Genomic DNA, 12,404 nt, shown 5'->3' with positions numbered 1-12,404 from the left:
TAACCGTAGCCGGAGTTTTGGTCAAGCCCCCAAAATCAGGTTGGGGACTCGCTGAGCGCGAACGCGCGCAGACGATGACCGTCGGAATCGGCCGCGACGAAAGTATAGCCGAAATCGAGCTCGGTGGGAGATTGCACGATAACGAGACCGAGGCCGCTCCATTCCACGTGAAGCCAGTCGACATCGCTGCGATCGGGCAGGTTGAAGGCAAGTTCGCTGCCGCCGGACGCCAGCGGCGTGGGCTCCATGCCGTCCTTCTTCCATAGGCCCAGCTTCCAGCCGGTCGGCAGGACGTAGAGGGCGAAGGTGTCGGACAATTCGACAGGCTCCAGGCCCAGCAACCGGTTGTAAATCTTGATGCTTTGGCGCGGATCGGTGACGGCGAGCAGGGCGTAGCTGGGGGATGTCATCGGAACCTCCTAGGTTGGACGGTTCCAATCTAATTGCTTATGCTGCCAAATTTTGTCAGTATATTTTAAGTCTTCGGTACCGGCAGGCGTGCTGACTTGCAGGTCGTGGTGCCTTCCGCCCTCGCCAGCAGGTTGGCGACCGGCGCGCTGCCGGTGACGTCGCCGGCGAGATAGACGTCGATCTCCGAGAGTTCGCCCGAGGCGCACTTGATGACGATGGCGTTGCGGGCATCCGCGCCGAATGCCTGCGAAAACGCCGAAACCAGGTCGCTGATCTGGACGGTCTGCCCGGCGTGGGCGGCGATCAATTGGCCGACCGCCGAGGCGTTGACCTGCTCCGTCAGGTCGGCGGCGCGGTTGAAATAGACGTCGGCCGAGGTTCCGAAACAGGTGCCGTGCTTGATCCATTCGTGACGTTCGAGCGCGGATTGCGTTCCGGGCATGACCGCGGCCAGCCGGTCATGCGTCGCCGGGGTGATGTCCGGCGCCGCCAGCTGGTCGAAATGACTGCCCTTGTCGAGCGTCACCTGCTGTGGATCGGCGTGACAATAGAAATTGCCGTCGGGCTGTGGCCACAGGCCGTGCAGGCTGAGTTGCCGCGCCTCCGGGCTCTGGCGCGTTTCCCCGCGGCACTCGGTCTTGCCGGAGTGCGTTTCGCAGAAGGCCGGTTCCCAGCTCAGGGCCAGCAGATGGGTTGCCTTTCCCAGGCCGACCGGAGGGACGGGGGTGGTGCCGGCGGGTGGCGGCGTGGGGACGGGCGGTTGTGAGACAGGCTCAGGCGCCGGATCGGTGCCCGGCGCGGCGCACTGCACCGATACCCAGCGCAGTGGCGGTTTCGCGCCGTCGATATCGATCTGAAGCCAGGTCGGCGGCTCCTTGTTGTCGGCTACGATGGTATAGGCCTGGCCCAGCTTCGTTTTCACATTGCCGGGGTTGGTCTTCTTGGCGATTGACTGATAGGCCGGGCAGACCTCGTTGGCGACAAGCAGATTGCCGCCCCTGGACGCCGCGTTGGCGGTGTTTACGGACAGCAGGAGGCAGGCAGCGGCTAAAATCCACGTCTTCATCGGTCTCTCACGGGTGGGGATTGGTCGAAACGCACACTGCCGGTACGCAAGATTTACTATTTATGATAGCTAATTGCAATAACTGGTCGATTTGGCGAGTCACGTCGCGCCTGAAGCTTATAGCTGTCTTGTTTGTCAGTTTTTGTTCAGTGCTTCGGCCCGTTTCAGGAGCGCTCTGCGTTCGGGAGCGTTGCGAGTCATGGCGGCGGCGGTCTCGAAGGCCGCGCGCGCCTCGTTGTAACGGCCAGCGCGTTCAAGCAGGTCGCCGCGCGCCGCCCACAGGGGATGATAGGCCTTCAAGGCGGGCTCGCTCCTCAGCGGCTCGAGGAGGTCCAGGCCGGCCTCTGGGCCATAGGCCATGCCGGCAGCCATGGCGTGGTTCAGGCGCACCACCGGCGAGCCGGTCATTTCGAACAGCAGGCTGTAGAGCGCCGAAATCTGTGGCCAGTCGGTCGCCGCGGCTTCGATTGCGCGCGCATGACAGGCGGCGATGGCGGCCTGGACATAATAGACGCCCGGCGGACCACCCAAGGCGCTGCCAAGATCGCGCGCCTTTTCCAATGCCTTCAGACCCCGCGCGATCTGCAGGTGGTCCCAGTGGCTGCGGTTCTGGTCGGGCAGGGAAACAGGCGTGCCTTCGGCGTCTGTGCGGGCCCGGGCCCGCGACGCCTGCAACTCCATCAGGGCCAGCAGGGCATGGACCTCGGACTCCCCGGGCGCCTGGTGCGCCAGGATACGTCCCAGCCGCAGGCCTTCGTCGCACAGCGACAGGCGCAGATAGTCCTCGCCGCCCGACGCGGCATAACCTTCGTTATAGATGAGGTAGACGACCTGAAGCACGGCCTGGAGCCGGGCGGTGAAATCCTCGGGCAGGATGTCCTGGAAGCGGACGCCGGCGTCCGAAAGCTTGCGCTTGGCGCGGACGATGCGCTGCTGGACCGTCGTCTCAGGGGCCATCTGTGCGCGGGCGATCTCTTCGGTCGTAAGGCCGCACACGATGCGCAAGGTCAGGGCGATCTGCGCCTCGTGGGCCAGGATCGGGTGGCAGGCGACGAAGATCAGGCGCAGGACGTCGTCGGCGACGGCCTCGGACGCGTCTTCGATCTGTATCGCTTCACCCGTGATGTCGAGCTCATGGCCGATCGCGTCGAGTTTCCTGCGAAAATTCGCGTCGCGGCGCAGCCGGTCGATCGCCTTGTTCTTCGCCGCCGCCATCAGCCAGGCGCCGGGATTTGGCGGTATCCCCCTGGCCGGCCACTGCTCCAGTGCGGCAACCAGGGCGTCCTGCGCCAGGTCCTCGGCCAGGCCGACATCACGTACCCTTCGCGCCAGCCCGCCGATGATGCGGGCGGCCTCCATTTTCCAAATGGCGTCTATGGTTCGGCTGATCTGCGAGGTCACACGCGCAGCCTAGCCCAGGTTGACGATCACGGCCATCTGCGTCATTCACCTTTCAGGGACGGTCGCGGCACAGGTGGCCGATGCGAGAGGGGGTTTTTTGATGTCTGAAATCTTCGAACCGGCGGCGACGACACGCGATATCGTCAAGGCGCACATGGTTGACAGCCTGAACCGGGGTCTGAGCGTGCAGGCGGCAATCAACGCCGCGCTGGACGCGAATCTCGACGAGCCCACGGCGCGGAGCGTCGGCCGCAGCCTCAAGGAAGACTTGATCCAACTCGGGAAGCGCCGGGCCATGAAGAAGGTCTGGGGCGGCGTCTGGTAGATGCTGGGCGCCTTGCCGCTGGCCGTCATCATCTTTGTTTTTTTCCTGCGGATTCCGTTCTCCCTGCTGGCGCCTCCGGCTGTCTTCGTAACCGGCTTCATCCGCGTCATCATCGGGGCGGTCGAGCACGCCGGCGTCGAGGCCAAGGTAAGGTAGGGACGGAGGGGAACGCCCTCCGTCACCTGTCTCAGCCCGCCTGGCCAGCCTCGATCTGCTGGCGCAGCTTCGCTTCCTTTTCACGCCATTCGCACTGCGGGTCCCATTCCGCGAAATCGGCTTCTTCATAGAGCGGGCGGATTTCGATGTCGCTGGCGCCCGGCATAGGATTCGGGCAGCGCTTGACCCATTCGATCGCTTCATCGAGGCTGCGCACCTGCCACAGCCAGAAGCCGGCCGCCAGTTCCTTGGTCTCGGCGAACGGGCCGTCGATGACGGTGCGTGATGCGCCGTCGAAATGGACGCGCGCGCCCTTCGACGACGGTTTCAGGCCCTCGCCCGCCAGCATGATGCCGGCCTTGACCAGTTCTTCGTTGAACGCGCCCATGGCGTTCATCAGTTCCGGGCTGGGCATGATGCCGGCTTCGGACTCGGCGGTGGCCTTCACAATAACCATGACTTTCATCGAAACACTCCTTTGCGGGTTGTGGCCGTGCCTTCGCGGCGGCGGCTCTGTCATCACGTCGAACCGTCCTTCGCGAAATCGACAATCGCCCGAAAAATTTTTCGAAAAAATTTCGGTTGCCGTTGTCAAACCTGCCAAAGCTTTGCACAAGACGCCATTCCAACCAAGGAGACTCTCATGAAGACCCGTGCCGCTGTTGCGTTCGAAGCCAAGAAGCCGCTGGAAATCGTCGAGGTCGATCTCGAAGGGCCCAAGGCCTTTGAGGTCCTGGTCGAGATCAAGGCCACCGGCATCTGCCATACCGACGCCTATACGCTGGACGGGCTGGACAGCGAAGGCCTGTTCCCGTCGATCCTGGGCCATGAAGGCGCGGGCATCGTGCGCGAAGTCGGCCCGGGCGTGACGTCGTTGAAGCCCGGCGACCATGTCATCCCGCTGTACACGCCTGAATGCCGCCAGTGTAAGTCGTGCCTGTCGCGCAAGACCAACCTGTGCACGGCGATCCGCGGGACCCAGGGCAAGGGCCTGATGCCCGACGGCACGTCGCGCTTCTCCTACAAGGGCCAGGCGATCCATCACTATATGGGCTGCTCGACCTTTTCGAACTTCACGGTGCTGCCCGAGATCGCGCTGGCGAAAATCCGCGACGACGCGCCCTTCGAGAAGACCTGCTACATCGGCTGCGGCGTGACCACCGGCGTCGGCGCCGTCGTCAATACGGCGGGCGTCGAACCGGGCGCCAACGCGGTCGTCTTCGGCCTGGGCGGCATCGGCCTTAACGTCATCCAGGGCCTGAAGATGGTCGGGGCGGACAAGATCGTCGGCGTCGACATCAACGAGTCCAAGGCTGAATGGGGCAAGCGCTTCGGTATGACGCACTTCGTCAATCCGAAGACCGTCACCGGCGACCTGGTGGCGCATCTGGTCGAGATTACCGGCGGCGGCGCGGACTATACCTTCGACTGCACGGGCAATGTCGACGTCATGCGCACCGCGCTGGAAGCCTGCCATCGCGGCTGGGGCGAAAGCATCATCATCGGCGTAGCCCCGTCGGGCGCTGAAATCCGCACGCGTCCCTTCCAGCTGGTGACGGGCCGCGTCTGGAAAGGCTCGGCCTTCGGTGGCGCGCGGGGCCGTACCGACGTGCCGAAGATCGTCGACTGGTACATGGACGGCAAGATCGAGATCGATCCCATGATCACCCACACCTTCGCCCTGGAAGACATCAACAAGGCCTTCGACCTGATGCACGCCGGCGAAAGCATCCGTTCCGTGGTGGTTTTCTAAATGGCTGACCTCGAGACCGACGCCTACGATCCGCTCCTGCCCGTGCCGGAAGGCGCGCGCAGCCTGAAGACGCGCGACGCTTTTTCATTGTGGTTCAGCCTGGGTATCGGTCTCCTGGTGCTTCAGGCCGGCGCGGGACTGGTGCCGGGCCTGTCGTTCACCGGTGCGCTTCTGGCCATCGTTATCGGCAGCTTGCTCGGTGCTGTCCTGCTGGCCCTGGCGGGCGTGGTCGGCGCCGATACCGGGCTGGCCACCATCGCCGCGCTCAGGCCGACGCTCGGCAAGCACGGTGCGGCCGTACCCGCGGTGCTCAATGTGGTCCAACTGGTGGGATGGGGCATTTTCGAAATCGCCGCCATGCGCGACGCCGCCGACGCCCTGACGAAGTCCACCTTTCAGGTCAGCGCGCCAGTCGTCTGGACGATCGTCTTCGGTATCGCCGCGACGGCGCTGGCGGTCATGGGGCCGTTGAGCTTCGTGCGCCGGATCCTGCGCCGCTTCGGCCTGTGGCTGGTCCTGCTGGGCGCGGCCTGGATGACCTTCGCGCTGTTGTCGCGGCACGACCTCGGCGCCCTTTTTACCGCCAGGAGCACCGGCAGCGGGTCGCTCGGCGCGGGCATCGATATCGTTGCCGCCATGCCCTTGTCGTGGCTGCCGCTGATCGCCGACTACAGCCGTTTCGGCAGGCCGCGAGACATGTTCCGTGGCAGCGCCGCCGGCTATTTCCTGGCCAATGTCTGGTTCTATGCACTGGGGGCGGCCTTCGCGCTGGTGGCGGCAAACGGCCAGGACCTGCTGCTGTCGGCGCTGGCCGCCACCGGCGGCGGCCTGGCCCTGCTGATGATCCTGATCGACGAGACCGACAATGTGTTCGCCGATATCTTTTCCGCCGCGACTTCGGCGGCGACGGTCATTCGCCTCAAGGTCCGCAGCCTGACCATCGGCTTCGGTATCCTGTGCACGGGGCTGGCCCTGTTCGTGCCGATGGGCCAGTTCGTGACCTTTCTCTACATGATCGGCTCGGTCTTCGCGCCGCTGTACGGCGTGTTGCTGGCCGACCATTTCCTGGTCCGCCGCCGCCAGGTCGCGGGGCGTATCATGCCGGTGAACGGGTACGCTTTGGCGTGCTGGGCGCTGGGCGTCGCCGCCTATTACGCCATTGTCCGGTACCTCCCGGCCCTGGGGGCGACCCTGCCGGCGCTGGCGATTTCCGGCGGGCTGTACTGGGGGCTGCGCAAGATCCTCAAATAAGCCCATTGGCACCGGTGTCATATGCGGTTAGGCTCCCTGAAAACGAATACAAAGGGAGTCTCTATGCCGATGTCATTGTCACGCCGCGCACTGTTGGGCGGGACCGCCGCCCTGTCGTTTTTGCCCATGGGTGCGTTGGCTCGCAGCCGGAGTGGCGCTGCCGACAGCTGGGCGCCGGCACTCACCATCCTGAAGCGTATCAAGGCGCCGGTCTTCCCGAAGCGTGAATTCAACATCCGCGACCATGGCGCGTCGGCCGACGACCAGGGCAAGACCACGAAGGCGATCGCGGACGCCATCGCCGCCTGTAATGCTGCTGGCGGTGGTCGCGTCATGGTGCCGGAAGGGCGCTGGCCCACGGGCCCGATCGTATTGAAGTCGAAGGTCGATCTGCACCTTGCCGAGGGAGCGACCCTGGCTTTTTCGCAGAATCCGGCCGATTATCCGCTGGTGCTGACGCGCTTCGAAGGCGTCGAGTGCATGAACTATTCGCCCTTCATCTATGCTTTCGGTGAAAGCGATCTGGCCATAACCGGCAAGGGCAAGCTCGACGGCCAGGCCGACAAGACGCACTGGTGGGACTGGGCGTCGCATGCCCGCGATCCCAGGTTCGGCAACGCGGTCGACACGCTCGGCAAGATGGCGGCGCAGGGCATTCCGCCGGAAAAGCGCATCTTCGGCGGCGACTGGAAGCTGCGGCCGAACTTCATCCAGCCTTACCGTTGCAGGAATATCCTGATCGAGGACATTACGATTGTCGGTTCGCCCATGTGGGAGATTCACCCGGTGCTCAGCCGCAACATCACGGTGCGCGGTGTCCGCATCGATTCCACCGGCCCCAATAACGACGGCTGCGATCCGGAATCGTGCGCCGACGTGCTGATCGAAAACGTCACCTTCAACACCGGCGACGACTGCATCGCCATCAAGAGCGGCCGCAACCACGACGGCCGCCGCGTCGGCGTGGCGTCGGAAAATATCATCATCCGCAACTGCCAGATGATCGGCGGCCACGGCGGCGTGTCGCTGGGGTCGGAAGCCTCGGGCGGCATCCGCAACATCTATGTCCGCGACTGCCATATGGGCAGCCCCAACCTCGACCGCGCGCTCCGGATCAAGTCCAATTCCTATCGTGGCGGCTATATCGAGAACGTCGTCTTCCGCGACGTGACGGTCGACCAGGTCGCGCAGGACATCCTGCAGGTCACGCTCGACTATGGTGAAGGCAGGGGCGGGGGGTATAATCCGCGCATAGGCAAGGTTCGCTTTGAGAACGTGGTCTGCAAAAAGGCCACGCGCGCCTTCGATATCGCCGGTTACAAGGACGACCTCATCACGGCCATCGACGTCCGCAACTGCACCTTCGACAATGTCGCCAAGGCCTCGTTCATCGCCAATGCCGAGGTTACGGCGAACACTGTCCGGATGAACGGGTCGTTGTGGCAGCCGGTCCCGGCGTCCGCCGAGGACGAGGCGAAACACGGCCCCGGCGCCGTTACGCCGAAATAGAAAAAGCCGCCTATGCCCCGGGCGGCTTTTGGGGGGCTTTTTAAAGCCTGAGACCGGCCGCTTCCTCGGTCTGCGGCGAATGCAGGGTGCGCTTGACGCGGTCCATGTCGCGCCCCAGCTGCCGGGCCTGTTCCGGCGACAGCAGCTTGCGCGCCTTGGTGAATATCTCGCCTTCCTCTTCCCTGACATGGTGCTCGACCGCGTGCTTGAGCTCGCCGAACTTTTCCATCCAGAGCGGAGCGGCAATCGATTCCGTCGAAAGGTACATCAGCAAGCCGCGGATTTCGTCGTGATCGGCCCGGGCGTGGACTACGCGGTCTTCGACGCTTGCCTTCCGGCTTGCCTCTTCCAGGGCGGCGTAAAAGGTCTGTTCTTCGGACGCCGCGTGCAATTCCAGTTCCGTCTTGATCCGGTCGAAGATGTTCAGCTGCACCGCCGACAGGTTGATGGCCAGAAGGTCGTCCATCAGTTCCGCAACCTTGCGGTGATCGCGCTGAATGTAGCTGTAGATATCCATCGGGGACTCCTGCTTTGTGGAGAGCGTTCTTCGCTTGTCGGATAGATGATGGCGAAAGCGCCATAACGATGGAATGACAAGCCTTTTCCGAAACGTAAGAATGCCATGCGGCTGGGGTTTGAGCGGAAATTTACGGAGTGTGAAACCGCGCTGGATTTTCTTCTTAGGGGCTGCGCTGGCATGGTCGGGCCATGGCACATGCAGCAACGAACGACGCCGGCAGCGGCGAACACAAGAAAAAGTGGTTCAGCACCTTCGCTCAGGCGACATCCAGCTGGACCGGAAGTCCCAGCGCCTTCGTCCTGGCCTTCGGCATCATCGTGGTCTGGGCGGTGACGGGACCGGTCTTCCACTATTCCGACACCTGGCAACTGGTCATCAACACCGGCACCACCATCGTCACCTTCCTGATGGTCTTCCTGATCCAGAACTCTCAGAATCGCGACGCCAAGGTCATTCAGCTCAAGCTCGACGAACTGATCCGCGCCGTTGAGACCGCGGAAACCTCCCTGATCAATATGGATGAGATGAGCGAGGAAGAACTGAAGGAAGTCCAGCAAGAGTTCACGCGCGTCGCCGCGGAGGCGAAGGAAGAGATCGAGGACATCCACGAAAAGCGGCCGCGCAAAGGCGCGACGCCGCGAAAGGCTCCGGCCAAAAGGGTCATCCGCTCTTAATCATTCGGAAATTCGTGAAGCGCAAAATCGACCTGTCTGGGTTCAAAAGGTTTTGTCATGACGACGCCCGTGCCTGCCGACCACCCTCCCGTGCCGCATGAGGCCATTGAGCCCCATCACGTGCCGCATGGCTATGTCCATCCCAAGGAGCACCATCACTGGTACTGGTACGCCGGCCTGGCCGGCGGCTGCCTGGTGATCGCGCTTACGGTCGCGACCTGGTCGATGTTCGACCGGGCCGCCGCGCCCCTGTGTTCGAGCGAAGTCGACAGCACGGTCGGCGCGCCGCAAGGCACGTACGACGTCGATGTCGCAACCGTGTCGTGCTTCGGCGGGGCGCAACGCCAGCGTATCATGATGCATGCCAACGGCGGCGCCGGCCACACGGTCGTCAGTTTCGACGGCGCGGCCCGCGTCCAGGCGCGCTGGGCGTCGGAAAGCGAGCTTCTGGTGACGCACAAGGGTGGCAAGGTCCTGACCTTTGAACCGGCCTGGCACGGCATACGCATCCATTACAGGTAGTTCAATGCGCCAGGATCACTTTGTGATCATGGCGAGCTGGCGTGCGGCCGCGCGCCCGCGCGGTGTCTGAGCGCATAACGAATACGTATTCTGGCGGACAAGGCTTTCGCACCGTGGCACCCTGTCGCGAAAATACAGGGAGCAGGAACATGAAGACGTTCGGTTTGGCGGCGGTGATGGCGCTGATGTTGGCTGGCTCGGCTCATGCCGGCATCGACGTTTCCGCAATTCCCGTAACGCATAAACAGAGCGACCTGCCGGCCGGCTGGAACAAAAACGTTGCCTTCATGGAGATCTTCGTCCGGTCTTACCAGGACAGCGACGGGGACGGCGTCGGCGACTTCAAGGGCCTGACCTCCCGCCTCGACTATCTGAAAAGTCTCGGCGTGACCGGCATCTGGCTGATGCCGATGATGCCTTCGGGCGATCACGACCACGGCTATGCCGTCGCCGACTATCGCGCCGTCAACCCCGAATACGGCACCATGGCCGACTTCGAGACCTTCGTGAAGGAGGCCCATAAGCGCGGCATCGGCGTCATTCTCGACTTCGTCGTCAATCATTCGGCATCGACCAACCCGCTGTTCGTCGATGCGTCGTCGTCGAAATCTAGCCCGTACCGCGACTGGTACGTCTTCGCCGACCAGGATCCGAAATGGCCGGGTTTCCAGTGGGGCCCGTGGCGCAAGGTCAAGAACGGCGATGGCTATTATTACGGTGTCTTCGATGACCGGATGCCGGACTTCAATCTCAAAAACCCGCGCGTCGTCCAGTATCTGCAGGACACGATGCGCTTCTGGATGAACAAGGGGGTCGACGGCTTCCGGCTCGACGCCGTCACCATGCTGATCGAGGACGGTCCCACGGCCTACTTCAACAATTCCAAAAATCCCGGAATTGTCGCCCAACTCAAAGCCACGCTGGACAGCTATGACAACCGCTACATGATTTGCGAGGTTTCGGAAAAGCCGGAATTGTACATCGATGCCTGTGGTCACGCCTTCGCCTACGGCACGCAACAGGTCATCATCGAAAGTGCGAAAAAGGGCGTGGTTTCCGAGGCCGTCGTCAAACAGCTCCAGTCGCCGATGCGCGACGCCATGCCGCTGGCCCTGCAAAGCCACGACGCCTATGTCGGCGACCGGCTGATCAACCAGTTCGGAGTAAACGGCGTCGACAACTACAAGGTCGCGGCCGCGATCTCGATCCTGGCGTCGGCGACGCCCTTCTCCTATTACGGCGAGGAGATCGGCATGAGCAATGGCGGGACCTACAACGATCCCGGCCTGCGCTCACCCATGAGCTGGGACGGGAAGGGACCTTCAGCCGGGTTCTCGACTGCAAAGCCTTATCGCGATCCGGCGATCAATTTCGCCGCCATGAACGTCGCCGCTGAACAGGGGGACAAGGACTCGCTGCTCGGCTGGTACACCACGCTTTATAATATGCGCCGTGCGCATCCGGTCCTGGGTTCGGGCGATTTCAGGCTGTTGTCGAAGGCCGGCGATCCGACCCTTGTCTTCACCCGCTCGCGCGGCGACGATAAGGTCCTTGTGGCCATCAACCTGTCAGACAAGGCGCAGGTGGTGACAGCCGACGGCTATGCGGCGGTGGCACTCCCGCCCAAGTCCGCCACGGCCCTGGCAGGAACGAAATAGGCGCTTGCGGCCCAAAGCGCTTGACCGCCGTCTTAACGTCCTATATAGCCCGCGCACCAATTTCGAGGTGGCCTGTCTTCAGACCGTCCCGATCCGGACAATCGCAAGGGCCTGAGTGCCCGCCGTAACCTCCATAGCGCAGGTTGCGGCTTTTGTGTTTGTCCTGTTCGGGCCTCAAAACTGTCTATCGAAACCGAGCCCTCCGGCCAAACGGCACAGGCTCAATCTTAAGAAAGCCATCGCTTACGATGCCTACAATCAATCAGCTTATCCGCAAGCCGCGCCACCCCAAGCCGGTCCGTAACAAGGTCCCGGCCCTGAAGGGCTGCCCGCAGCGCCGCGGCGTTTGCACCCGCGTCTATACGACGACCCCGAAGAAGCCGAACTCGGCTCTGCGTAAGGTCGCCAAGGTCCGTCTGACCTCGCAGATCGAAGCCGTGTGCTACATCCCGGGTGAAGGCCACAACCTGCAGGAACACTCGGTGGTCCTGATCCGCGGCGGCCGCGTCAAGGACCTTCCGGGCGTCCGTTACCACATCCTGCGCGGCGTGCTCGATACGCAAGGCGTGAAGAACCGTAAGCAACGCCGTTCGCACTACGGCGCGAAGCGTCCGAAGTAAGGAACACTGTGCTAAAGCAGCGAAGCGGCAGCACAAAATAAGGAATCCCACATGTCACGTCGTCACCGCGCAGAGAAGCGCGACGTCCTTCCGGACCCCAAGTTCGGTGATCTGGTCGTCACCAAGTTCATGAACTACGTCATGTACGAAGGCAAAAAGGCCGTTGCCGAAAACATCATCTATGGTGCTTTCGACATCCTGGTCGCGAAGAAGAAAGACGCAACCGCGATCGAAACCTTCCACGCCGCCCTCGACAATGTCGCTCCGTCGATCGAAGTCCGTTCGCGCCGCGTCGGTGGTGCGACCTACCAGGTCCCGGTCGAAGTCCGTCCGGAGCGCCGTCGCGCCCTGGCCATCCGCTGGCTCGTCAACGCTGCCCGCAAGCGCGGCGAAAACACCATGACCGAAAAGCTGGCCGCCGAGCTGCTCGATGCCGCCAACAACCGCGGCACCGCTGTCAAGAAGCGTGAAGACACGCACAAGATGGCCGAAGCCAACCGCGCCTTCTCGCACTACCGCTGGTAAGGCGAACGGGCGG

The 12,404-nt window shown here is 63.0% G+C and carries 15 protein-coding genes; 10 read left to right on the top strand and 5 right to left on the bottom strand.

What is annotated here, in order from left to right; all coding sequences use genetic code 11:
* Positions 1-35 precede the first annotated feature (35 nt).
* The 3 genes from AB8717_RS14755 to AB8717_RS14745 form a co-directional block, all read right to left on the bottom strand.
* Positions 36-410: a VOC family protein gene (locus tag AB8717_RS14755; protein ID WP_443748082.1), complete on the bottom strand. Its 375-nt coding sequence runs from the start codon at positions 408-410 to the stop codon at positions 36-38.
* A 65-nt stretch (positions 411-475) separates the two neighbouring features.
* The gene (locus AB8717_RS14750; protein WP_443748081.1) at positions 476-1,477 is read right to left on the bottom strand and encodes a ribonuclease T2 family protein; all 1,002 of its coding nucleotides are present in this window, start codon (positions 1,475-1,477) and stop codon (positions 476-478) included.
* Between the two features lie 135 nt (positions 1,478-1,612).
* On the bottom strand, positions 1,613-2,878 hold the full coding sequence (locus AB8717_RS14745; protein ID WP_443748080.1) for an RNA polymerase sigma factor: 1,266 nt from the start codon (positions 2,876-2,878) through the stop codon (positions 1,613-1,615).
* 100 nt (positions 2,879-2,978) lie between these two features.
* Here AB8717_RS14745 and AB8717_RS14740 point away from each other — a divergent pair, with 100 nt between their 5' ends.
* Entirely contained in the window at positions 2,979-3,203 is a 225-nt protein-coding gene (locus AB8717_RS14740; RefSeq protein ID WP_443748079.1) for a hypothetical protein, read from the top strand.
* Positions 3,204-3,359: a hypothetical protein gene (locus tag AB8717_RS14735; RefSeq protein ID WP_443748078.1), complete on the top strand. Its 156-nt coding sequence runs from the start codon at positions 3,204-3,206 to the stop codon at positions 3,357-3,359.
* Positions 3,360-3,390: 31 nt separating this feature from the next.
* Here the strand turns inward: AB8717_RS14735 and AB8717_RS14730 are convergent, their stop codons facing one another.
* Positions 3,391-3,825 carry a YciI family protein gene (locus AB8717_RS14730; protein WP_443748077.1) on the bottom strand — a complete coding sequence of 145 codons (435 nt, stop codon included), beginning with the start codon at positions 3,823-3,825 and terminating at the stop codon, positions 3,391-3,393.
* 177 nt (positions 3,826-4,002) lie between these two features.
* Here AB8717_RS14730 and AB8717_RS14725 point away from each other — a divergent pair, with 177 nt between their 5' ends.
* The 3 genes from AB8717_RS14725 (at position 4,003) to AB8717_RS14715 (ending at position 7,872) form a co-directional block, all read left to right on the top strand.
* Entirely contained in the window at positions 4,003-5,112 is a 1,110-nt protein-coding gene (locus AB8717_RS14725) for an S-(hydroxymethyl)glutathione dehydrogenase/class III alcohol dehydrogenase (protein ID WP_443748076.1), read from the top strand.
* Positions 5,113-6,363 (top strand): putative hydroxymethylpyrimidine transporter CytX, encoded by a 1,251-nt coding sequence (gene cytX / locus AB8717_RS14720; protein WP_443748075.1) that lies wholly within the window; start codon positions 5,113-5,115, stop codon positions 6,361-6,363.
* Between the two features lie 69 nt (positions 6,364-6,432).
* Complete coding sequence (locus AB8717_RS14715; RefSeq protein ID WP_443748074.1) at positions 6,433-7,872, top strand: glycoside hydrolase family 28 protein; 1,440 nt, start codon at positions 6,433-6,435, stop codon at positions 7,870-7,872.
* 40 nt (positions 7,873-7,912) lie between these two features.
* On the opposite strand, the gene AB8717_RS14710 is transcribed toward AB8717_RS14715, so the two are convergent.
* The gene (locus AB8717_RS14710; RefSeq protein ID WP_443748073.1) at positions 7,913-8,389 is read right to left on the bottom strand and encodes a hemerythrin domain-containing protein; all 477 of its coding nucleotides are present in this window, start codon (positions 8,387-8,389) and stop codon (positions 7,913-7,915) included.
* A gap of 191 nt (positions 8,390-8,580) precedes the next feature.
* Between AB8717_RS14710 and AB8717_RS14705 the strand changes: the two genes are divergently transcribed.
* The 5 genes from AB8717_RS14705 to rpsG all read left to right on the top strand — a co-directional run bounded on the left by AB8717_RS14705 (position 8,581) and on the right by rpsG (position 12,391).
* Complete coding sequence (locus AB8717_RS14705; protein WP_443748072.1) at positions 8,581-9,066, top strand: low affinity iron permease family protein; 486 nt, start codon at positions 8,581-8,583, stop codon at positions 9,064-9,066.
* A gap of 57 nt (positions 9,067-9,123) precedes the next feature.
* The gene (locus AB8717_RS14700; RefSeq protein ID WP_443748071.1) at positions 9,124-9,588 is read left to right on the top strand and encodes a hypothetical protein; all 465 of its coding nucleotides are present in this window, start codon (positions 9,124-9,126) and stop codon (positions 9,586-9,588) included.
* A 149-nt stretch (positions 9,589-9,737) separates the two neighbouring features.
* Complete coding sequence (locus AB8717_RS14695; protein WP_443748070.1) at positions 9,738-11,246, top strand: alpha-amylase family glycosyl hydrolase; 1,509 nt, start codon at positions 9,738-9,740, stop codon at positions 11,244-11,246.
* Positions 11,247-11,494: 248 nt separating this feature from the next.
* The gene (gene rpsL / locus AB8717_RS14690) at positions 11,495-11,866 is read left to right on the top strand and encodes a 30S ribosomal protein S12 (protein WP_443748069.1); all 372 of its coding nucleotides are present in this window, start codon (positions 11,495-11,497) and stop codon (positions 11,864-11,866) included.
* A 51-nt stretch (positions 11,867-11,917) separates the two neighbouring features.
* Complete coding sequence (gene rpsG, locus AB8717_RS14685) at positions 11,918-12,391, top strand: 30S ribosomal protein S7 (protein WP_443748068.1); 474 nt, start codon at positions 11,918-11,920, stop codon at positions 12,389-12,391.
* Positions 12,392-12,404: the final 13 nt, after the last annotated feature.

The sequence above is a fragment of the Asticcacaulis solisilvae genome (assembly GCF_052327315.1).
Taxonomy (GTDB): Bacteria; Pseudomonadota; Alphaproteobacteria; order Caulobacterales; family Caulobacteraceae; genus Asticcacaulis; species Asticcacaulis solisilvae_B.
Note: the sequence above shows the minus strand (reverse complement) of the source record. Positions and strands in the feature narration are given on the sequence as shown.